Source organism: Flammeovirga sp. OC4 (genome assembly GCF_000812565.1).
Lineage (GTDB): Bacteria > Bacteroidota > Bacteroidia > Cytophagales > Flammeovirgaceae > Flammeovirga.
The window spans coordinates 70106-91317 of sequence record NZ_JTAM01000001.1; the positions used below are offsets into that span (position 1 = coordinate 70106).

Below are 21212 nucleotides of genomic sequence, written 5' to 3' on the forward strand. Positions count from 1 at the left end.
TCTATTGTATTACAATTTGAGCTATATTTAACCCGACTTTAAATATTCATTGGTAGTAATGAGGTTCTTTTTGATGATCAAACTAACTCTATTTTTAATCTATAAAAACCTATTACTACTCTGCTGGTCCATAAATAAAAACTATTAGAAAATGAAAAAACTGACTTTACTACTAGTACTACTCTTACTTAATGCTTCACTATTGTCTGCTCAAAACTTTATTAAGGGATATTTGAGAAATGCCGAGACACAAGAGGCTATCCCCTATGCAAACATAGTGGTCAAAGGAAAAACAATTGGGGGTACAACCAATTCAAATGGGTACTTTAATATTCCCATTAAGTCTTCATTCCATTCTGATACACTGCGTATCTCTTCTATTGGATTTACAAAACTTGAAGTTCCCATTCGAAAACTTTCTAAGTATCTGGAAAATGAATTGGTACTGCTTCCTGCAACTGAAGAACTTGATATGCTTACCATTAAAGCAAAAATGCCTACACTCAAAGAAATTGTAAAATACAGCAGTCAATCATTCAAAAAGGGTATCCGAAAGAAACAGTATTTAGGTGAGTTTTATTATGCGGAAGCGAAATATACCAATGATGATTTCCAAGGAGGTATGGAGTCAACGGGAGAAATCTATTTTGAAAATTACAATCAGATAAAAGTTGACGATGCACACAAATGGAGCTATCACATTTTGATGTTTGACCATATTAAAAGAAATAAAGAGTATAATTGGAACTATAACAATTGGGACCATCAAGAAAGTAAATCAGAAAACAGACTTAATAATAAATATGCTGAAGGTCACAATACCGCTGAAAGACACCTCCGCAATCTCAATTTTATGGGCAATCAAAACATCTTTCATTACCAGCAAACATTTATAAAAAATGGTCCTTTGGTCAATCCTTCCAATTATAAGTTTGTACTGGAAGAAATGCTTGTCAATGATGATCAACTCGTTTATGTTTTAAGTTTCTTAGATCAAAAGAAAAACGGTGGTAAAGGCTTACTTTATATTACTGAAGAATATGAGCTTTTAAAGGTTGTGTCTGAAGATTTAAGACCAATTCAAAAGTATGGAGACTTCACTTATGATAATGTACCAATTTTCAAAAACCGTCTTTCTTCTAAAGGTGAAATCACTTTTACGAAAGTTGGAGAAACACTTTATACGGATCATATTGATTTTGAAATGACGTATAAAGATACTATTGATGTGATCAAATATGTCGGGAAACTTAACATACCTAATTTCAGTACTATCGAATGCTATAATCTAAGAAACGCTACTATATTCAGGTTTTCCGACAAAGGGTTTTTACTTCAGGCTGAAAGTTTCCCTTATGTTGGATATAGCTGTTCATATTGGGGATATAATACAAACATTTCATCGGAGCTATCGAATATCATTGACTCCAAAAATATTCTGATGGATTCCACTCTATATCAAAGAGAACAGAAAATCAGGAAAAGTTTTACACTTTATGGTCACAACAAAAAAAGGCATCAACAATTAACGCCTGAGATGGAGAAACAGATTGAAGACCAAAAGTTATTTCATTACTATACTTCCAGAAATCTATTGCATAGAAGTGCTTATGATGATCTGATAATTACTGAAAACAAAGAGAATAAGAGTATTTTGAAAGATGAATTCAACAAAATGACCAAATTGTCTGAGTATGAACAAAGGAAGGTAACAAAAGAGGTTATGGATAGTTTAAGGTATTCTATTTCTTTTCATACTCAGCTCAATAGTATGTCTAAAGACTTTCATCATCAAAAAGAAGGGTTATCTCTCCAAGAGTTTCAAGAGTTAAGTACAAACTACATGAAACAATTTGTGGACACCTTAATGGTTTATAAGCCTCTCTTATCTGATCAATATGCTAAAACGATGAAAGGTAACATATTGGGTTTATGGCTTAATATAAATGCAATTTATGCGGAAGCCAACCCAGAAATTGTAAAAACACAAGCTCCTCACCTATTGTTAAACGCTTTGAATTATTTTGATTTAGATGACCCCGAAATGAATAAAAGTGACTTACACTATCTTATTGCAGAACATATAGATATTCATCTTACTTTTATTGAGAATGAAAACCGTTTGTTTGCTGATGAAGCCCCTTTTTATGAAAACAAAAATACAGTAGAACGTTTTCAAGACATCAATAATAAATACATCAAAAATAAAGCACTGAATGAAAAGGTTTTGAGTACTTACCTTAAGGAATATTATTTTTATAATGATACCGTTCAAAATGCTACATTCTCTAATGCTGTCACTTACTTTCAATCTCAATTCCCTCAATCCGAATATCAAGCGGACCTAGATCAACTTATTCCACAAAGAGGAGGTTTTAATCAAAATGAGAAAGTGAAGTCGATAAAAGGCCTTGATGTTCAATTTAATTCAACCCTTTTTGATTGTACTGAAGGGATACACGTGATAGACATTTGGGCTTCATGGTGTGGACCCTGTGTGATTTCGATTAGAGATCATTACCCTACTATGCTTCAAAAATATGAAAAAGAAGGCGTTAAATTTCATTTTGTATCAATTGACAAAGGCAATAACAAATGGTTGAAATCGGTAGAAAAATTTGCTGCAGATTACAAAAACCATCACATCAAAATAAATGACCAAGAGATCAATCATTTTAAAAAGAAGTTTGGTGTGAGAGGTATCCCACTTGTTCTGATCATCAAAGACGGTAAGCTCATCAAAAGAATGTCTGGCTTTAGAGAAGAAGTATTGATTAAAGAACTAGATTCCATCAAACAATAATAGATTGTTCCCACTTCAAAATGTAAAGTTGAGGTGGGAGTTTTTTATTTTATCACAATAAGAGAAGAAGATTATAAAAAGCATGAAAGAATATACAATAAGAAAGGTTTCTTTCCTTCTCATAAATTAATGCTGATATTAAACCCGTTACGAAAAAATGAATATCTCCTATGCTAGTAAAAGGTGTATGCACTAGCCCAAAGCAAATGGAAGTAAAAATCACTCTTGTAATCTTACTATGCCCTTTCTCCTTTAAGTATTCAATCCCTGCCCCTCTAAATATAATTTCTTCAAAAACAGGAGCTAAGAGCACTGCTCCAATTAAACGAGAAAATCTATTTTCAGAGTTGAAAATATTAATGTTACCGTGAGACAAATAATGAGATGATAACACATAAATAAGTGTTAGGAGTCCGTAGAAAAATAGTTTTTTCAAGTTGACATTCTCGATAAAAATATACTTTTGCCATTGGTTCTTAATAATAATGAGGATCGTTAAAATAGTAACTATCAATTGAGTAATGGTAAATGACAAATCGAAGTTTTTGAAAAGAGATAGGACTGGTAATAAAATTACTTGCTGACAAACAAGCAATAGCAAAATAGTTATAAAGTAAAATAGTAAGCTTTTCATGGTTTGTTATTTTTAGTTTATTTGATAAAAAATTAAGGGAATACTTTTTATTGTATTCCCTTAATATCATGTGTCTTTAGTTTTTGCATCTGACTACCGCACCACCTAACTCAGGGTAGGCATATGCTCCTACTTCTCTGTAATTGGGGTTGAGTAGGAAAACTCTATTTTCATATTTTCCGCCTTTTGAAGGGGCATTTTCTTCATCTAAAATCCACTGTCTTATAGCATCAATAGGCACTGAATAACTACTATTTTTAGGCGTACTGATCTCCGCGTTACCTTTTTGGCCAGTAGTACTTAATTCAAAACCTAACAAATCTTCAAAATCTCCATGAAGACTTAATGAGTCTTCCACTGTAAACGGTCCGCCTAACTTTGTAGCATAAACTTCATCTGAACTTAAAGCATTGACATGAGATAAATAGAAAATACTCCATTTATAGGCTCCAATGTTTAAAGAATCACTATTTGCCATAGGTTCTGGATTAATCGTAGAACCGGTAACATCTGTAATCTGTTGTTTCACCTTTTCATACTCTAATTCTGAAGCAGTAATTTGTGCTGCTTGAAGGCCTAGAGTGTTTAGTAAATAGTTACTCCATGAAACCTCTCCACCACTAAATGCGAACCTTGCACTATTTAGATTTTCGGTAAATGTAAGCCCCCATGCCGTTGACTCAACATCCAACTCCTTCAAGTTTGTCAAAATATGCAATTGCTGATTTGTCAAAAGTGGTGCACCTGAAGGTTGATCTTCATGTCTAAATCCAGCTACACCTGTACTTGAAATTGGGCCATTTTCAAAACCAGGAATTTCAAACGTAGTCACTAATGACAATTTGTATTCACCTGTAGCACTAGTAGCATCTTCCATAATGATCTGCACAAAACCATAATCTTTTGCAAAGCAGATTTCTTTGAAACCTGTGAGATCGTAGCCTCTCACTGTAGCATCGTCTGGAGTAAAAACATAGACGTTATTATAAACTATTTCATGAACTGTACCCTCGTTGACCGTTTTAGACTGTAAAGTCGTAAACTGAGAATAGTGTTTATTATAAAGTCCATTTAAATTAACATAAAAAGAGGCATCTCCTGATGTTGTGATTGAAAACTCAGCCTGCGGAATAATAGCATCACCCTGCATCTTTACTGTTGCTTCTTGAAGTGTAGATCTTCCTGATAGATCAATTAGTGAAGTTCCAGCTATATCGGTTTGGTTTTGGGGACGGTATCTATTATCTCCTTCCGCACTAGTTGAAGAATTGACCGTTAGTGTAATATCATTCGTACCGTTCTCTTTATAGATTAAATCGGTCGTGAAAGTCTCAGGGAAACTGTATTCATATGCAATATCAATACCCACCAAATGCCTTAATTGGTCTTTGGTCAATTGATTGGTTCCTTCGTTTTCTGAATCACATGAGGTTAAAAAAAAGAGGATAATAAATAGTAAGTGGTATGATAAACGGTATTTCATGAAGATCATATTTAAAAAATATATTGAAGACACAAACTTCGTTAGATATTTAGTTTAAACAAATCATTTATCTCAATTTTTAAAATAAAAAAACACCTTGATAAGAAGCTTACCAAAGTGTCCTACATCATAAAAGTATCATTCTAATTTTCTTCTACTCTTATTTTTTGGAAAATTAAAATTAAACTAGCCAAACATGTGATGAACGAAATGATGAACAAGGGCTGTAATTCTGTTGAAATAGCTCCTGGATTGGCCTCAAAATGTAATACTTTTCGTATTGCTTTTAAGAAATGGGTCAATGGAATACAACTTGCTATATTTTGAATCCATATGGGCATCGCTTCTAAAGGCCATGTAAAACCTGACAGTATGAAGCTTGGGGTTGAAACAACCATCAAAACTTCAGTAGCTTTTAGCTGAGAAGGTAAAAGCCAACTCACCATTATACCTAATCCTGTTAGAGCAAGAATAAATGCACACGTCAACAAGAAAACAGTCCCTTGGTGAATTGGAATGTCGATCTTGAAGAATGGAAGTAAGATAAACTGAATACCAGCCCATAATGCAACACCAATTACCCAATAAGGGATTGATTTTGAAAGGAAAATTATTAGAGGATTCTTGGTGATCGCTTTTATCTCATGGAAAGTGTTTCTCTCATGTTCAGCACTAAAAGTCAATGCCATCGCTAAAAGGTAAACCTGCTGCATTACTGCTCCTAAAATACCCGGTAACATAAACAACAGATAATTAGAAGTGGCATTGAAATATCTTGTATCATCAATCGCAAATGCCTCCCATTGCTCTTTAGCTACTTCGATGGGAATCCCTTTTTTCTGAAGGCCGATAATCTCAATACCTGCATTCAAAGTTCCCAAAACAGTACGAATACCAATATTAGCGTAATTACCAGTGATCATATTCGCTCCATTCACTTCCACTTGTATATGTGGGTGTCTTTTATAATTGATGTCTCCCTCAAAACCAGCAGGTATTCTAACGATCGCCTCGTAATCATAAATTTCCTGCTGAATATCTGCATCTTTTGAAGTTACTTTTTTCACTGACAGATAAAAGTTCTCATCCAATGCATCAATTATTTTATGGCTCAATGGTGTACCATCTTGATCAATAACAACAATGGACAAGTCTTTCACACTTGCTTGCTGATAGGTAAAACCTATAAGTACTCCAAAGAAAATAGGCGCTCCAAAGAAAACAGCAATCAAGACGTCATTGGAGAAAAAGAGCTTCAATTCCCTTTTTGATAATGCAATAAATGCTTTTATTCCTTCTTTCATGACTACCTATTTTTTGATCACTAGTGTTGTATTTGTCAACAAGCCTTCCGCCTTTGATGCGTTTAAAGGTTTCACTTTTAATACATAAAGTGATTGATCAATTTTATAATTAGGGTTCATGCTTTTTCTATTGGCATAAGATAATTCTTCTTTGATCGATAGAATCTTTCCTTCTAACTGAATACTTGCATCAAAAGGAGACGTCACTTGTACTTTTTGATTGACCTTGTAATTCAATACATCTTCTTCTGACAATACAAATCTGAAATAAGTAGAGTTGATCTCATAACCAGAGAAAATATTATAGCCAGGTAGTGCTAACTCACCTTCTTGCAAAGCAATAGATGTAATACTCATGTCCTTTGGAGCAATTAAAAATTGTTCTTTCATAGCAATTTCAACTTCCTTCATTGCTCCTCTAGCTCTTTCAAGTTGCCCAAGTGCCATTCTTTGTTTCTCATTTCTGACGCCTTTCTCTACCTCTCTTTTCTTTGCTTCAGTACCTTCATATTTCGCTTTTGCCATCTGATACTTAGTAAAAACCTCATCGTATTTCTGATCAGAGATTAGTTCTTCATCATGCATTGCCTTGATACGCTGATAGCTTTTTTCTGCAAAAGTATATTGCTCTTTCGCTGCATTAAAAGCGGCTACCACTTGATCCAATTGGTCAGAAGTAGCTCCATTAAAAGCCATTTCGTATTGAGCTTTCGCGGCTTTGATTGCACCTTGAGCTTGCATTTCTTTTGCGCCCAACTCCGGCATATCTATTGTAGCCAAAGTATCTCCCTTTTGTACTTTTTCTCCTTCTTCTACATAAAGTTGGTTAATTCTCCCAGGAATTTTCGAAGAAACATAAACCACTTCACGTTTGACTTTTCCTTTTAATAATTCAGTTTGTTGAGCTTCTTCACATGAAAATAGAAGAGCAACTAAGGCGATAAATATATATTGATTTTTCATGATTTTAATTTTGGATATGTTCGATTGTTAAGGCTCCCATCGCATCTAAAAAAGCAACCGCTTCATGTCTTTGAGAGGCAATTTTTTGGATATAGTCTAATTGAAGCATTTCATAATCTGAGATCTCCTTTAATAATTCAGGAATATCGGCGAGACCGTTTTTCACTTCTTCAGCTTTAATTCTTAAACCCTCTTTTGCATCTTCAACTTTTTCTTCAGCAACAGTGACTAATTGAGTAGAAACTTCCCATTCCATTTTTTTCTTTTCAAACTCTAAAGAAATGAGTTCTTCCGCATAAGCCCTTTTTTCTTTCATTGATTCAACTTGTAAAGCTGATTTTTGAACTTCCCTTTTACGTTGTAAGCCATCAAAAATTTCCCATTGTACTCCAACTCCAACAAAAGGAACAGGATCAACATTCGTCAAATTTGATCCACCTTGAATTACATGAGCAAAAGCTTTCGCTTTGGGTAAGGCTCCATATTGCTCTGCTTTATGCTTATATTCTAGTGCTTCTATGGAAGAACCTAATGCTTTTAACTCTGCTCTGTTTTGTAAATTGATTTCTTTGTCATCAACCATCCACAAGTCAAGGCTTGGGTTAATTTGTGCAAGTGTAGATTTCTCTATGCCTGTTAATTGATGTAGTTTTTGTATCACTAGCTGTTTGCTACTTTCTAGTTCAATTCTTTTTGCCTTAATGTCTTTTTCGGCGATTCTGATTTTATTCAAATCATATTCCGTTGCCAAACCAACTTCCTTCGCCTTTACGCCAAACTCTTTTTGTTTGTCCAATCTTTTCTGACTTTCTTCTAAAACCTTCAAAGATTGATTGACAACTGCAATCTTATCATAATAGTCCAACACCTCAATAATCAATTGATGTTCTTCCTTTTCTACCATAGCCATTTGAGCTTCAGCTTTTGACGCTGCTGCTTTTGCATAGGTAGGTGCTTGGAGACCTGAGAAAATGACCATTTCTACATAAGCATCATAAAACCAAAGGTTATTATCTTCTAATGTAATAGATGCGTTGTTAGGCACTTGATTGACCATTCCACTTACATTATTATAGACACCTTCAATCAATGGTGTACCAATTGCAATCATTTCAGGAGGCATACCTGAATTCATCAGGTTACTTAAACTCTGTTGCTTGCTTTGTTCTAACCCATGTAACAATGAGTTTTTCTCAGTAGAAATATCTCTGCTAATGGTCAAATCATTCAGCAAATGAGCATAACCAGCTTTTACCCCTACTTTAGGGATATAGGTGTATAAAGCTCTTTGGCGGTCCAATTGAGAAGCCGAAACTTCATTTCTCTTAATTTTCAAGCTATGCGAGTTTTCAATAGCCTGGTGAATAAGTTCTTTCCTAGTAATTTTCAATGCATCCTCTTGAGCATAACTCAATGAAGCACTTAAGCCAAAAATACTTATCAGTAAGTATTTCCAACTATTTATTGATGTGGTCAGCATTTCTTTTTTTACCCAGATTGGTATGAATTATTAGAATGATATTTACATGAATGAATCTTCATTCACTATTTATTTAACGCAAATGTAGAATCAATAGGTTTAAGTTCCAACTTCTAAATGATTAATAAATTCAAATACTATTTTTTGTTTCATTAAGATTAAGAATCAAAAAACCATACAAACCTTATGAAGTTTTAATAAACAGGTAAATCAATCTAAGATTTTTTGTAAAACCTTCATTTTTGATGATCTTGCAATTCATATTTTATTAACTATATAAACATAGATTTGGAATCACAAGTCACTCCCCTATTTACCAATGATGCTATAGTATTTGGATTACTAATGTCCTCATTGGCTTTTGTTTTTTACACTTCAAATCTGAAGAGTGGATTTTTTGTTAAGTTTTACAAGATATTCCCACCACTATTGATGTGTTATCTTATCCCTTCTCTACTTTCAACTTTCAATGTCATTTCTCCAGAACACTCTCAGTTGTATGGAATGGCGAAGAATTACCTTCTTCCAGCCAGTTTAATTTTGATGACCATTTCGGTAGATATGAAAGGGATTGTCAACTTAGGTTCGAAAAGTATCATAATGTTCCTTTCTGGTACAGTTGGAATTGTAATCGGTGGCCCAATTGCTATTTTAATTGTATCGGCGATTTCTCCTGAAACATTCAATGGTGTTGGCTTCCAAGAAGTCTGGAGGGGTTTAGCAACTTTAGCTGGTAGTTGGATTGGCGGTGGGGCTAATCAAGCTGCAATGTTGGAAATTTACCAATATGACCAATCTTTATACTCTGGAATGGTAGCAGTAGATATTATTGTTGCCAATGTTTGGATGGCTATTTTATTGATGGGTATCGGTAAAACGCAAGCCATTGATAAATGGCTAAAAGCAGATGTAACTGCCATTGAAGATTTAAAAGAAAAAGTTGCCGCTTTTCAAAACAGCGTGACTAAAAACCCTTCACTGACTGAATTAATGATTGTTCTTGGTGTTGCTTTTGGTATTGTAGGCTTCTCTCACTTTGCTGCTTCTACACTAAGTTCTACTATCTCTAACATGGTTGAAGATCCTTCTACAAGTGTTATGAGTAGTAAGTTTTTCTGGTTGGTATTAATTGCAACAACGGTCGGTGTAGTATTGAGCTTCACGAAGGCAAGAAAGCTAGAAGGATATGGAGCATCAAAATTCGGAAGTGTTTGTATTTATATTCTCGTAGCAACAATAGGCATGAAGATGGATGTGACCAAAACAATGGATAATCCCGGATTATTGGCTGTAGGTGGTGTGTGGATGTTTATTCATGTGGTGATCATGATTGTTACTGCTAAAATTATCCGAGCTCCTTTCTTCTTTTTAGCCGTTGGGAGTAAAGCCAATGTAGGTGGTGCTGCTTCAGCTCCAGTGATTGCATCAGCATTTCACCCTTCACTAGCTCCAGTGGGTGTTTTATTAGCTGTTCTTGGATATGCTTTAGGGACTTACGGTGCGATGTTTTGTGCTTATTTAATGCAAATTGCTTCTCAATAAGAATAAGTAAAAAAGTGTGATCATTTCGTACATGATCACACTTTTTTTGATTAACAATCTTTCTGCTTTGTTTCAACTATCCCATTCTCAGAAAGCAATATTGCAATCGCCTTAGTAGAATCAAACTCTGCGAATATAATAATCATCAGAACAGTAATAGGAACGCTAAGGATCATTCCCCAAACTCCCCATATTGATCCCCAAAACGACAAGGCTAGCAGTACGACCAAACCACTGATGTTTAAGGTATTCCCCATGATCTTTGGTTCGATGATATTTCCAACAATTACTTGTATTGTTCCTACAGCTACTAATACAATTAAACCTGCCGAAAAATCTCCAAATTGAATAATGGTAAAAAAGGCTGGAAAAAGCGTGGCAATCAATGAACCAATTGTAGGTATAAAATTGAGGTAAATGATAATTGACGCCCAGAAAAAGGGTGCCTCTACTCCCATAATCAGTAAAACTATATAGCTCAAACCTCCTGTTAAAAGGCTGACCATTGTTTTTAATGTAAGATAACTACTCACCGTCTTCCCTATTCTAGTAATCATTTTCATTGCATTATTGTATTCCTCCTTGTTCGGGTAGATCTGCTCAATCTTCTTTCCAAAGGCAGCCTCTTCAAACAGTATAAAAATCATATAAAGGACGATTGTGAAAGTATTTCCAAACAAACCTGTTATAGAAGAAAGAACATTTTTGAGAAGCGTGGTAAAATTAAAATCACCGATCATCTTATTAAAATGAGAAGTGATATCAATATTAAAGAAGTTATTGATTTGTTTTTCTATCATCATGAGGTTGTCATCATATTTCACCATAGACGATGAAAGGTTTTGCATACTCACACTTAGCACTTTTACTTCAAGGAAAATGAAAACAAAAATTGTGATCGATGCTAAGATATTTTGCAACCACATCGGGATTCTATGTTTCTTTGAATTAATCACTCTACCTATTACTGTCCTTACCTCCGCAACAATAAGCCATGCTATTACTGCTAGTACAAAAGGGACCAAGATACTTTTCAAGAAAATTAAAGAGGCAATAATAATCAGTATTAAAATTGCCACATAAGTGAGCTTGTCTAATCTCAACATCATTTTTATAGTTTTGAGTTTTCTCTAAAATACGAACAAAGATGAACAAAGCGTACGTCTTTGAACATTATTTACAAATGTTATTTTAGATGACATATACTTAAAACACTTAAAATCAATAGTTTAAGTTTTTTAGGCATAAATATAGAATTAAAGATAGTGTGTCAAATTAATTTACTATCATCCAAATAACTTAAACAATGAAAAAGCAATTTGTTACTCTCTTGGTTTCTCTAGCTACTCTATTTTCAACATTCGCTTATGCTGGCGTATTGAGCCCTGCAAATGAAAAGAACTCTAAATTAATTCGAATGGTGAATAATGCAGACAAAAATGATTGGCAAACACTCAATAGAGCAGCTCGTTTGTCTATCAACTGGAATGCAGATCTTGAACTTGCTAAGCAATGACTCAATGCATCAATAGAGATTAGCAATAATGCAGAAGCTTTTGAAATTTTAGGTGATTATTACCTAAGAAAAGGAGATGCACAAAAGGCTTTTGACCATTATTATAAAGCATTTGAAATGGGCTTATTTAAATTAGAAAAGGCTGATCTTGAACGAATACAACGTAAAGTACTTTGTTTCGGAAGATCATTACAATAAAATACTAGTTCAAATTAATTATCAATTTAACTATGACGTTAGAATTTTTCTAACGTCTTTTTTTTCTTCTTTTTTCCCCTGGACAGTTACACTCTTCTTTTTGTCTGATACTGTATTTGAAAGTCAATCCATAGGTTGGTGTAATTTTATTCAAATTGTGTTCAGGAACGCCCTCAGAAATGAGGTTACCATCACCATCAAAGCTAGGTCCAGATGCAATACGATAAACAAATACAGTATTTCTCATAGCAAAAAGTCCCAACCTTATCCTCTCAGAAGCTAGCCAATACAAATCAAATCTTAACCTTGTAAGATCTACCAGCCTATCATTCTCATTTTCATTGTCTTGATTGATAAATAGTTCATAAGAGAACTCTCCTCTAAATTTTGCCTTTGAGACATTAAAGTTTTTCCCCAACATTAACCACAAACCGAATCTGCCAATATCATCACGACTACCAGGTGTATCAACCGTTTTGTTGTAGGTGATGTATTCATAAGAAAGGCGTTTTTGAAATTCCAGCAAATTGTCACCAATGATACCATTATGCTGAAAGAAAGCTCTCCAATACCAAATGTTCCAGTTCTGTTCAAAAACCGAGCGAATTGAGGCTCCCACTATTAAATTAGGATCTTTGAATTTGTGAGCATATCCCACCATAAAGTGTGCTCTATTCATACTTAAATCCTCAATGATATAATCATTAAAAGAAGAAGACCTTGTATTTATTTCAAAAAATAGACTATCATTATTTGGTAATTCATAATCTATATTCCAAAAAGTCCAATAAGACGTATCTTCATATCTTTTTCTTGTTTCTTGTGCATTAACTAGATAGGATTGAGATAAAATGTAAAAAAATATTATACCTTTAAAAAATAAAATTGAAGGTTTCCAAATAGGTTTCATTAAGTTCAGAAAGATTTATTAACATCGAGTTATGTAACCAATAACGGCAACTTTGGGTAAACTAACAAAGAGTTCTTTAAAAAGAAATACAAAAACTCTGCTAAATTGATACATCATTAACTAAAGCATATATGAGTAATAGCACAACATCTACTATCGGACCTGCTACTGGAAAACAACGACTGGGTGTCATTGATGCCTTGAGGGGTTTTGCAATATTAGGTATCTTATTCGCAAACATATTGAGTTGGAGTTTATTTAAGTTTACTCCATTTACAACTCTTGAACAACTACCTTACTATGAATTAAATGACACTTTATATTCGCTTTTAAGTTTCTTTATAGATACTAAATTCTATAGTATCTTCTCAATTCTATTTGGAGTAGGTTTTTTCATCCAATACGATAGACAAAGAAATAATCAAGAAGCATTTCTAAAAGTATATAAAAGAAGGCTATCTTTCCTGATATTATTTGGTTTTATCCATATGATTATCTGGTCAGGTGATATTTTGATGCTCTATGGTATGATGGCATTTATCTTCATTGAGTTCAGAAACCTTCCACCAAAAAAGATCTTAAACTGGGCCGTAATTTTATTAGCGTTCCCATTAATTACAGATTTAATTGTTATGCTTGTGTCTCCAGGCTGGATGTCTCCTGAGGTTTCACTAGCAAAGAAAACATATATTGATCAAGATCCTGCATCTGTAGTTGCAGCGTTTGAAAGTGGTAACTTACTGGTTACTATCAAACAAAACTTACACAATGTAATGTGGAGATGGTTTGATTTCCTTCCTTCAGGAAGACCTTTTAAAGTATTGGGATTATTCCTTTTAGGTTTCTACTTACAATCTCAAAATTTCTTTACAGATAAAGGGAGATCATGGAAAGTATTTGGTGGTTTCTTTACAGTAGGTGCTTTGGCCCACTTTATTGGATACCAAATCGGAGGTTCGATGGCCTTGTTTGCCTCAACTCCAAGTGATTTAGCATATAAAGGGATCATGGCATGGTATTTGGTCAAATCTGTTTGGCATTATCGTATGCCTCACTACTGTCAATTATCTATTATACTAAATGGGGTGAGACGATCTTCTTCCCATTAACAGCTGTAGGTAAAATGTCATTCACCAATTACCTTTCACATACATTCTTTGGTATTGTGTTATTCTACGGAATAGGATTTGGATTAGGAGGTCAATTGAACCTTGCTCCAATCTTCATAATTGCCGTATTAATGTATGCATTCCAAGTGGCTTATAGCTACTTCTGGCTGAAGTACTTCAAATTCGGCCCACTAGAATGGGGTTGGAAATGTCTTACTTATAAGAAGAAATTCCCGCTAAGAAATAGCACTTATGAGAAATTAAAAGCAGCGAAAAAAGCAGCTTAATTATAAAATAAAAGCAGTCCATCTTCACCGATTGACTGCTTTTTTTATTTGCTCTTTTAATAAAAAATTTTCACCAAGATTTAATTGATCTTATTCAAAAGCATCAATCATCACTTTACTATTCGTATTGATATAAAGTACCACATCTTTATCCTTTTTATTTTCTAAGCGGTGAAAAGCATTGAATTTTGATGTAAAATAACTCCCAGCTACTAAGGTATTCATCATCTTACCAATATAGCATTCCAATTCTCCTTTGATAGTCACGGCATGAAATACCTCGCCAGTTGAAAGGAGTTTAATTTTTGATCTAGAAGGAATTTTCACGAATAGTCCCATTGCGTTGTCGTTTTTCTTTTCCCAAAGAAAGCTGATTTCTGCTTTGCTACTTTTAGAGATCCAATTAGTTTGCTCATGACCTAACCAAACAATATTTGAGTAGTCTATATTTATAGGTCGCTCATAGGTTGATTTTGCTTCACTCAATGGCTTGACTAAATAAGGCCCTTTATCGATTTCCACCAATGCTATATTTACATTTCCTTTCGCCGCTGTAATATGTGGTTCCCCAACAGGTTGTGTCCAGAAACTCCCAGGTTTCATCCACATGAATTCTGCTTTAGGATCATCATTATGAATCGTCCCCTTGATGACCACTGCTCTATACGTTACATTGTGTATATGTGGAGGTGATGAAAATCCGTCTTTAAATTTTGCTAGGAAGCCTGTCGGCACCTCAGCGTTTCTATCTCCCCATATTGTTGCAGCTAAAGGGCTATTATCACCTCTCGCTGGGTTTAGTTTTCCCCATTGAATATCTTTATATAAGAATACCTTCTTGGTAGGGTTTTCAGTTCGAATAGTAGCTTTTTTTACTTCCTTGTTTTTTTGGGCACATGAAATCAACAAACCTAGTAACAGGATCAGAATAGTTTCTTTTATTCTCATTTTTATGTGTAGTTTTTGGTGGTTATGATAATGGGAGTATAGTTTCTAGGTTGAAGATAAATGGAGTATTAAAATACTCCATTCATTTCGGTCAAAATTTCGGGTTTATCTTCGGTAATTAATATAGTATGTTCATGTTGTGCTACAAAACCACCTCTATTACCTACGAGTGTCCAACCATCACCACCTCTTTCAACTGCAAGATTAGATTGTGTTGAAATAAAAGTTTCAATTGCTACAGTTGTATTTGCTTTGAATCGGTTTTTATTAGTTTTCACTTGATAGTTTAAAATATCATCAGGTGCTTCATGAAGGCTTTTTCCTACTCCATGCCCTGCCAAATTTTTAATTACTTTAAACCCTCTCTTCCTCGACTCTGATTCAATAATTCTACCTACTTCTGAAACCTTTACTCCCTTTTTGATTCTGTAAATGACATCTTTAAGTATTTCAGTCGAAGCATCTACCAAAGATTGTAAACCTTGCGTATCTTGACCGACAATAAATGACTTGCCATTATCGGCCCAATAGCCATCCAATTCTGCTGACACATCAATATTAATCAAATCCCCTTCTTTGATGATTACGTCTTCAGAAGGGATACCATGCGCCGCCACTTCATTTACACCAATACAAGTAAAACCTGGAAACTTATATGTTTCATAAGGAGCTGACTTTGCTCCATAATTTTTAAGAATTTCAGCACCGAAGTCATCAATCTCTTTTGTAGACTTACCAACAGCAGTAAATTCCACCATTTGTCTTAATGTCTCTGCTACTGCTTCACTGACTTTTTTCATTCCTGCTAAGTCAGCATCATTTTTAATTAACATATGATTCTAATAATATATAAGTACAATTTCAAAATTATCTAATACTAATTCCATTTATAATTTTGCGATTACTTCCTTCAAAAAACTTTCAATAGAACCACTATTAATACGTTTTTTAGCGTTGCACTCTCAAAAAATAAATTAGAATTAACCACAATTTATTTCTGACTTTGTACTTAGATGAAAGTACTAGGAGAAAATGTTACAAATTGTTTTTTAGTAGTTAGTCCCAGTACTTTGAATTTAAAATGAGAAATTTAATTGCAAACTTTAATATTACTACATTTTTTTCTAAACAACCAAAAAAGGCTTTCCTAATCGAAATTAGAAAAGCCTTTTAAGGAAAAAACTCAAAGTGATAAGATTGCTGCCTAACGGCAGTAAATTCTTAAACTTTAATTATGCAGAAACTACTTCTAATGTAATTTCGTGCTGAACTTCTTTGTGAAGATCAAGGACTGCTTTGTATTCACCTAACATACGGATCTCAGAAGAGAAACCGATACGCTTACGGTCAACATCAAAACCTTGCTCTTTTAAAGCGTCAGCCACCTGTAAAGGTGTTACTGCACCGAATATTTTACCACTCTCACCAGCTTTAGCAGTAAGAGAAAGTGTCAATTCACCAATTTTAGCAGCTAAATCTTCAGCATCTTGCTTCACTTTTTCAAGTTTGTGAGCTGCTTGCTTGATCTCTTCGTTTCTCATGCTGATGTTAGCTTCAGTAGCTAATTTAGCAAAGTTTTGAGGGATCAAGTAGTTTCTACCGTATCCAGGCTTAACGTTTACAATATCGTTTTTGTAACCTAAACCTTTGATATCTGTTGTTAAAATTACTTCCATTTTAGAAAAATTTTTTAATATCTAATTAAGATTACTTTAAACCGTCTGCTACGTAAGGTAGAAGAGCTAATTGACGAGCACGCTTAACTGATGTAGCAATTTTCTTTTGGAATTTTTGCGAGTTACCAGTGATACGACGAGGTAAAATTTTACCTTGCTCGTTTAAGAATTTCAATAAGAATTCAGGATCCTTATAGTCGATGTATTTCACACCGTACTTTGTGAAGCGGCAGTACTTCTTAGTACGCTCTTGCTTTCTGTTGATTGGTTCGTTTTGGAGACTCATTATGCTGTTTTTTCTTCAGTTTCAGATTTTTTTGACCACTCACCGTTTCTTCTTCTTTCGTTGAAGTTCACACCGTGCTTGTCTAAAGACACAGTTAAGAAACGTAAAATGTTTTCGTCACGCTTTAATTCAATTTCGAATTTAGCGATGATCGAAGGATCTGCTTTGAATTCAAACAAGTGGTAGTGCCCAGAAGTTTTCTTTGCAATTGGGTACGCCAACTTTTTAAGTCCCATGTCCTCTGATGAGTACACGTCTGCACCTGCCTCTTTCAGATGACTTTCGAATTTAGCAATAGCCTCCGTGGTTTCGGAATCGGACAACACAGGTGTCACGATGAAGACTACTTCGTAATGCTTTAATGCCATTTTTTAAAATAAATTTTGAAATAATCAAAAATTTCAATCCCCGAACATAATTCGGGTGTGCAAAAGTAATAATTTATTATTTCAAAGCCAATATTTTTTCAAAAGGTATTGAGGACTTAACAAGAATTTACAGATTTAGCGTAGTAATGACTTGATTTTCTTCTCAATCGGTGCTCTTTTAATACCTTTACCGATAATCACCATCTTATTCTCACGCTTTTCACCTTCTTTCCAAGCGGAGCCTATATTGATTTTTGACTCATTTCGAACTCCTTGGATGACAACCCTATTCTCTTCTCCTTTAATATTAAAAATACCTTTGAATCTGAAAATCACCTCAAATTGCAATTGAAATAAGACAGACAACCACATTTCTAATTTTACGGGATCAACCTCACCTTCAAAAGTAAACGCATGAGAAACCACCTCTCCATGAGCATGTTCGTGTGCAGCTCCAATAAAACTAGCCCTTTCTTCTACTTTATCTACATTAAAGGAATTGAGGTTAAGAATATCTTTTTCAATTACTTCTCCATTGTAATTTTTCTCCACCAAAGCTAGTGGGTTCATGAGTTTCAAGTAGAAAGCCATTTTCTTTACTTGTTCCTCTGTAGAAAGGTCGCATTTTGATAAAACTATGTAATCACTGAAGGCAATTTGCTTTGATGCTACTTCATGATCTTTTAGAGATTGCTCAAAATTTAAGGTATCCGCAATACAAATACATGCGTTTAATTCAAATAACTTAGAAATAGCCGGATCTCCTACAAAAGCTGCTGCGATTGATGAAGGCTCCGCTATACCTGTAGTTTCAACTAATAAGTGATCTATTTCTTTACCAGATTTAAGTAAGTTTCTTAAGACCTCTCTAAGTTCTCCATTTAAACTACAGCAAATACATCCATTCGACAATTCAAAAACATCTTGCTCGGTATCTACGACTAAGCAACCATCAATTCCTACTTCACCAAATTCATTTTCAATGATAGCAAATTTTGTATCAGGATATTTTTGAATAAGATTATTTAAAAATGTTGTCTTCCCTGCTCCTAAGAAGCCTGTTATTAATGTTACTTTTATCATAGTGTTTTTTTCCAGAAAATTTTGTGGATGCAAAGTTAATAAGCATTCATACAAATTGAAATCATATTAGAATACTCCTTTCATAACATTATGTTTTCTTCACAAAAAAAGGATTCCAAGTGTACTTATAAAATGATTCAATTCCGTATATTTGTATGTTTTGTGAATATAAAATCAGAGTATAATCTTCCATTATGAAAATCAGAAAAGCCTATAGTTTTGATGACGTATTAATCGTACCGAAGTACAATACCATCAAATCGAGAAGAGATGTTAGTTTTAAGACTAAAGTTACTAAAAATCATACTATTGACATACCTGTTTTAATTGCAAATATGGACACAGTTTGTGAAAGCGAAATGTGTATTGCAGTAGGTAGATTGGGTGGTTTAGGTGTACTTCACCGTTTCTTAACGATCGAAGAACAAGCTAACGAAGTGAGAAAAGTGAAAGCTGAAAATTTACTTTGTGCTGCCGCTTTAGGAATTAAAGATTATGAGGAAAGATTAGCTGCTCTTGCGGAGGCAAAAGTTGATATTATCGTTCTCGATATTGCTCACGGTCACTCTGAAATGACGAAAGAAACATTGCTCTTCATCAAGAAAAACTACCCTCAAATTGACGTTATGGTAGGTAATATTGCTACTAGAGATGCTGCGGTAGATTTCTTGGAATGGGGTGCTGATGCACTAAAAGTAGGTATCGGTCCTGGTTCAATGTGTACAACTCGTATCATGACAGGTTCTGGTGTGCCTCAATTAACTGCGATTGACGATGTATATCAAGCGGTAGGTAACCGAATTCCAATTTGTGCTGACGGTGGTATTAAACAACCTGGTGATGTGGTAAAAGCGATTGGTGTTGGTGCTGACAATGTAATGGTTGGTTCGATTGTTTCTGGTACTGATGAAGCTCCTGGTGAATTGATTACAACGACTGAGGGAAAATTCAAAACTTACAGAGGTATGGCTTCATTTGATGCTGCGATCAGTAAGTTGAAAAAAGACAATAAAAAATCAAGGGAAGTAATTTCTGTTGAAGGTGAAAAAACGTTAGTCCCTTACAAAGGGCCAGTTGAGCCTATCATTAAAAAATACTTGGGTGGTTTAGCATCTGGTATGACTTACCAAGGTGCTACTTCTATTGATCAGATGAAAGGTGAAGTGGAGTTTGTTGAAATGACAACTTCAGGACTTTATGAGTCAAAAGCTCATGGTGTCCGTAACTAATTTAACGATATAAATTAAAAAAAGTAGCCTTGTAGTTCTGAATACTGCAAGGCTACTTTTTATTTTGATGCTATATTAAATCTATATTGCTTTAGTAATTTTATCTAAAAGCTTTTGAGTACCCGCAGGATTCCTTCCTCTACTTTTGGCTAACTCTATTGACTTTTCTGCTGCTACCTTAGCTTCCTCATACATTTTTAGCTTATAAAGTATATTTGCCTGGGTATCTAAATTAAAAGCTTGCTCTTGAAGTACTACCGACCTATTAGCCCAAAGTAATGCTTTATTTAAATACTTTTTACTTACCTCCGCCCTGTAAAAACTCCATGCAAATTTATTTAATTCGATAAATAGTTTCCTTTGGTTTTTTACTTCACAAAGTGCTATAAATTTGTCGGCACTGTAGGATGCCGTTTTCCAATTCCCTTTGCTAAGATAATACTGAACGTCAAGTGATAAATAATAATACTCCGCTTTGTCTTTGCCTAATATTTTTTCTATAACATTCTTTTGTGCTTCCCAATCACCTATTGATCCTCTTCTAAATAATGGGTACAACGTATTCGAGATAATTGAGTTATATATTTTATCAACTTCATTAACGCTATGAGATTGTAAATAATATTCTTCTAGGTTGGTAAACATCAAGACATATTTTGAAGTAATGCTTTGTTGGGATGCTACATGCCCGATAGTCTCTAAGACATCCTTTTCTTTAAAGTCTGACTCTTCCAACTTCGAAAACCATAAGTCAAGCATTTCTTTATCTGAAGAATTTCCTTTGTAAACAATAGATAAATATTGTGTCAGAAGCTCTTTTGAATAATTTGTCTTTTTCAGCTCACCTTTCAATGTGATAATTTCCTCTGATAAATTCACCACTTTTTTACTCTGTTCAATAAATCCCCTAAGATTAGGAGCCCCTGATTTCCTGTAAACTAACTTACCATCAGGTAAAAAATACATCAATGTTGGAAAAGAGGTAATTGTAAATTCGTTTTTAAAGTCCATCCCTCTAGAACTTTCCATGTCCAGTGCTACTGAGATAAAATTTTCATTGTATAGATCCCCCACTTCTTTTTTAGGAAAAACATCTCTTTTCAACATCTTGCACGGACCACACCATGTAGTATAAGCATCCACAAAAATTAGTTTATTGGTTCTTTTAGCTTCTGCTTTAGCTTGCTCCCAACTGCCTTCGAAAAAGTTAATCCCTTGTGCATTTGTTGTGAAAGCAATAACACTAATAATTAGTGTTAGAATAGTTTTTTTCATTTCTTACTTTTTTAGAGAACGTAAAATAGTTTGTCAAAATAGGCATACTAATGAATAGTAGTCAGCTTTCCATTGTTGCTTTAATTGCCGTAAAAATAGAATAAAAAACAGAACCCTG

At 34.2% G+C, this 21212-nt stretch carries 20 protein-coding genes; 6 read left to right on the forward strand and 14 right to left on the reverse strand.

From position 1 onward, the window contains the following. The first annotated feature begins 151 nt into the window (after nucleotides 1-151). Nucleotides 152-2803, forward strand: coding sequence for a carboxypeptidase-like regulatory domain-containing protein (locus PL77_RS00285; RefSeq protein WP_044200538.1), 2652 nt, complete (start codon nucleotides 152-154; stop codon nucleotides 2801-2803). A 52-nt stretch (nucleotides 2804-2855) separates the two neighbouring features. Here the strand turns inward: PL77_RS00285 and PL77_RS00290 are convergent, their stop codons facing one another. From PL77_RS00290 to PL77_RS00310, 5 genes are all read right to left on the reverse strand, one after another. Further along, nucleotides 2856-3437: a CPBP family intramembrane glutamic endopeptidase gene (locus tag PL77_RS00290; RefSeq protein ID WP_082026331.1), complete on the reverse strand. Its 582-nt coding sequence runs from the start codon at nucleotides 3435-3437 to the stop codon at nucleotides 2856-2858. Nucleotides 3438-3513: 76 nt separating this feature from the next. After that, nucleotides 3514-4920 carry a hypothetical protein gene (locus tag PL77_RS00295; RefSeq protein ID WP_156152194.1) on the reverse strand — a complete coding sequence of 469 codons (1407 nt, stop codon included), beginning with the start codon at nucleotides 4918-4920 and terminating at the stop codon, nucleotides 3514-3516. Nucleotides 4921-5063: 143 nt separating this feature from the next. After that, entirely contained in the window at nucleotides 5064-6224 is a 1161-nt protein-coding gene (locus PL77_RS00300) for an ABC transporter permease (protein WP_052444052.1), read from the reverse strand. A 6-nt stretch (nucleotides 6225-6230) separates the two neighbouring features. Continuing rightward, nucleotides 6231-7187, reverse strand: coding sequence for an HlyD family secretion protein (locus tag PL77_RS00305; RefSeq protein ID WP_044200543.1), 957 nt, complete (start codon nucleotides 7185-7187; stop codon nucleotides 6231-6233). 4 nt (nucleotides 7188-7191) lie between these two features. Next, on the reverse strand, nucleotides 7192-8667 hold the full coding sequence (locus PL77_RS00310; RefSeq protein WP_044200545.1) for a TolC family protein: 1476 nt from the start codon (nucleotides 8665-8667) through the stop codon (nucleotides 7192-7194). 345 nt (nucleotides 8668-9012) lie between these two features. On the opposite strand from PL77_RS00310, the gene PL77_RS00315 reads away from it, so the two are divergent. Beyond that, the gene (locus PL77_RS00315) at nucleotides 9013-10209 is read left to right on the forward strand and encodes a DUF819 domain-containing protein (RefSeq protein ID WP_044200547.1); all 1197 of its coding nucleotides are present in this window, start codon (nucleotides 9013-9015) and stop codon (nucleotides 10207-10209) included. A 50-nt stretch (nucleotides 10210-10259) separates the two neighbouring features. Here PL77_RS00315 and PL77_RS00320 read toward each other — a convergent pair whose 3' ends face one another. Further along, nucleotides 10260-11318 carry an AI-2E family transporter gene (locus PL77_RS00320; protein WP_082026332.1) on the reverse strand — a complete coding sequence of 353 codons (1059 nt, stop codon included), beginning with the start codon at nucleotides 11316-11318 and terminating at the stop codon, nucleotides 10260-10262. 197 nt (nucleotides 11319-11515) lie between these two features. Here PL77_RS00320 and PL77_RS00325 point away from each other — a divergent pair, with 197 nt between their 5' ends. Further along, entirely contained in the window at nucleotides 11516-11725 is a 210-nt protein-coding gene (locus tag PL77_RS00325; protein ID WP_044200551.1) for a hypothetical protein, read from the forward strand. Between the two features lie 247 nt (nucleotides 11726-11972). Here PL77_RS00325 and PL77_RS00330 read toward each other — a convergent pair whose 3' ends face one another. Then, a complete protein-coding gene (locus PL77_RS00330; RefSeq protein ID WP_044200553.1) occupies nucleotides 11973-12833 on the reverse strand; it encodes a hypothetical protein in 861 nt (286 codons plus the stop codon). Nucleotides 12834-12964: 131 nt separating this feature from the next. Here PL77_RS00330 and PL77_RS00335 point away from each other — a divergent pair, with 131 nt between their 5' ends. Continuing rightward, nucleotides 12965-13942, forward strand: a complete 978-nt coding sequence (locus tag PL77_RS00335) for a DUF418 domain-containing protein (RefSeq protein ID WP_052444053.1) — start codon at nucleotides 12965-12967, stop codon at nucleotides 13940-13942. Further along, nucleotides 13846-14229 (forward strand): DUF418 domain-containing protein, encoded by a 384-nt coding sequence (locus PL77_RS31430; protein ID WP_082026333.1) that lies wholly within the window; start codon nucleotides 13846-13848, stop codon nucleotides 14227-14229. Before PL77_RS00335 ends, PL77_RS31430 begins: the two co-directional genes overlap by 97 nt. Before the next feature lie 90 nt (nucleotides 14230-14319). Here PL77_RS31430 and PL77_RS00340 read toward each other — a convergent pair whose 3' ends face one another. The 6 genes from PL77_RS00340 to PL77_RS00365 all read right to left on the reverse strand — a co-directional run bounded on the left by PL77_RS00340 (nucleotide 14320) and on the right by PL77_RS00365 (nucleotide 18590). After that, on the reverse strand, nucleotides 14320-15177 hold the full coding sequence (locus PL77_RS00340; protein ID WP_063768986.1) for a DUF4437 domain-containing protein: 858 nt from the start codon (nucleotides 15175-15177) through the stop codon (nucleotides 14320-14322). A 68-nt stretch (nucleotides 15178-15245) separates the two neighbouring features. Next, nucleotides 15246-16010, reverse strand: a complete 765-nt coding sequence (gene map, locus PL77_RS00345; protein ID WP_044200555.1) for a type I methionyl aminopeptidase — start codon at nucleotides 16008-16010, stop codon at nucleotides 15246-15248. Between the two features lie 399 nt (nucleotides 16011-16409). After that, nucleotides 16410-16853, reverse strand: coding sequence for a 50S ribosomal protein L9 (gene rplI / locus PL77_RS00350; protein ID WP_044200556.1), 444 nt, complete (start codon nucleotides 16851-16853; stop codon nucleotides 16410-16412). 31 nt (nucleotides 16854-16884) lie between these two features. Then, nucleotides 16885-17139 carry a 30S ribosomal protein S18 gene (gene rpsR, locus PL77_RS00355; protein WP_044200558.1) on the reverse strand — a complete coding sequence of 85 codons (255 nt, stop codon included), beginning with the start codon at nucleotides 17137-17139 and terminating at the stop codon, nucleotides 16885-16887. Then, nucleotides 17139-17507 carry a 30S ribosomal protein S6 gene (gene rpsF, locus PL77_RS00360; protein WP_044200560.1) on the reverse strand — a complete coding sequence of 123 codons (369 nt, stop codon included), beginning with the start codon at nucleotides 17505-17507 and terminating at the stop codon, nucleotides 17139-17141. Before rpsF ends, rpsR begins: the two co-directional genes overlap by 1 nt. A 135-nt stretch (nucleotides 17508-17642) precedes the next feature. Further along, nucleotides 17643-18590 (reverse strand): GTP-binding protein, encoded by a 948-nt coding sequence (locus PL77_RS00365; RefSeq protein ID WP_044200562.1) that lies wholly within the window; start codon nucleotides 18588-18590, stop codon nucleotides 17643-17645. A 194-nt stretch (nucleotides 18591-18784) separates the two neighbouring features. Here PL77_RS00365 and PL77_RS00370 point away from each other — a divergent pair, with 194 nt between their 5' ends. After that, nucleotides 18785-19819, forward strand: coding sequence for a guanosine monophosphate reductase (locus PL77_RS00370; RefSeq protein WP_044200563.1), 1035 nt, complete (start codon nucleotides 18785-18787; stop codon nucleotides 19817-19819). 81 nt (nucleotides 19820-19900) lie between these two features. Here the strand turns inward: PL77_RS00370 and PL77_RS00375 are convergent, their stop codons facing one another. Then, nucleotides 19901-21094 carry a thioredoxin family protein gene (locus PL77_RS00375; protein ID WP_044200566.1) on the reverse strand — a complete coding sequence of 398 codons (1194 nt, stop codon included), beginning with the start codon at nucleotides 21092-21094 and terminating at the stop codon, nucleotides 19901-19903. Nucleotides 21095-21212: the final 118 nt, after the last annotated feature.

Bases quoted from the DNA above. Each gene is read 5' to 3' on its own strand.
- PL77_RS00285 (WP_044200538.1), top strand. From the start codon at position 152: ATGAAAAAACTGACTTTACTACTAGTACTACTCTTACTTAATGCTTCA.
- PL77_RS00290 (WP_082026331.1), bottom strand. From the start codon at position 3,437: ATGAAAAGCTTACTATTTTACTTTATAACTATTTTGCTATTGCTTGTT.
- PL77_RS00295 (WP_156152194.1), bottom strand. From the start codon at position 4,920: ATGAAATACCGTTTATCATACCACTTACTATTTATTATCCTCTTTTTT.
- PL77_RS00300 (WP_052444052.1), bottom strand. From the start codon at position 6,224: ATGAAAGAAGGAATAAAAGCATTTATTGCATTATCAAAAAGGGAATTG.
- PL77_RS00305 (WP_044200543.1), bottom strand. From the start codon at position 7,187: ATGAAAAATCAATATATATTTATCGCCTTAGTTGCTCTTCTATTTTCA.
- PL77_RS00310 (WP_044200545.1), bottom strand. From the start codon at position 8,667: ATGCTGACCACATCAATAAATAGTTGGAAATACTTACTGATAAGTATT.
- PL77_RS00315 (WP_044200547.1), top strand. From the start codon at position 9,013: ATGTCCTCATTGGCTTTTGTTTTTTACACTTCAAATCTGAAGAGTGGA.
- PL77_RS00320 (WP_082026332.1), bottom strand. From the start codon at position 11,318: ATGATGTTGAGATTAGACAAGCTCACTTATGTGGCAATTTTAATACTG.
- PL77_RS00325 (WP_044200551.1), top strand. From the start codon at position 11,516: ATGAAAAAGCAATTTGTTACTCTCTTGGTTTCTCTAGCTACTCTATTT.
- PL77_RS00330 (WP_044200553.1), bottom strand. From the start codon at position 12,833: ATGAAACCTATTTGGAAACCTTCAATTTTATTTTTTAAAGGTATAATA.
- PL77_RS00335 (WP_052444053.1), top strand. From the start codon at position 12,965: ATGAGTAATAGCACAACATCTACTATCGGACCTGCTACTGGAAAACAA.
- PL77_RS31430 (WP_082026333.1), top strand. From the start codon at position 13,846: ATGGTATTTGGTCAAATCTGTTTGGCATTATCGTATGCCTCACTACTG.
- PL77_RS00340 (WP_063768986.1), bottom strand. From the start codon at position 15,177: ATGAGAATAAAAGAAACTATTCTGATCCTGTTACTAGGTTTGTTGATT.
- map (WP_044200555.1), bottom strand. From the start codon at position 16,010: ATGTTAATTAAAAATGATGCTGACTTAGCAGGAATGAAAAAAGTCAGT.
- rplI (WP_044200556.1), bottom strand. From the start codon at position 16,853: ATGGAAGTAATTTTAACAACAGATATCAAAGGTTTAGGTTACAAAAAC.
- rpsR (WP_044200558.1), bottom strand. From the start codon at position 17,139: ATGAGTCTCCAAAACGAACCAATCAACAGAAAGCAAGAGCGTACTAAG.
- rpsF (WP_044200560.1), bottom strand. From the start codon at position 17,507: ATGGCATTAAAGCATTACGAAGTAGTCTTCATCGTGACACCTGTGTTG.
- PL77_RS00365 (WP_044200562.1), bottom strand. From the start codon at position 18,590: ATGATAAAAGTAACATTAATAACAGGCTTCTTAGGAGCAGGGAAGACA.
- PL77_RS00370 (WP_044200563.1), top strand. From the start codon at position 18,785: ATGAAAATCAGAAAAGCCTATAGTTTTGATGACGTATTAATCGTACCG.
- PL77_RS00375 (WP_044200566.1), bottom strand. From the start codon at position 21,094: ATGAAAAAAACTATTCTAACACTAATTATTAGTGTTATTGCTTTCACA.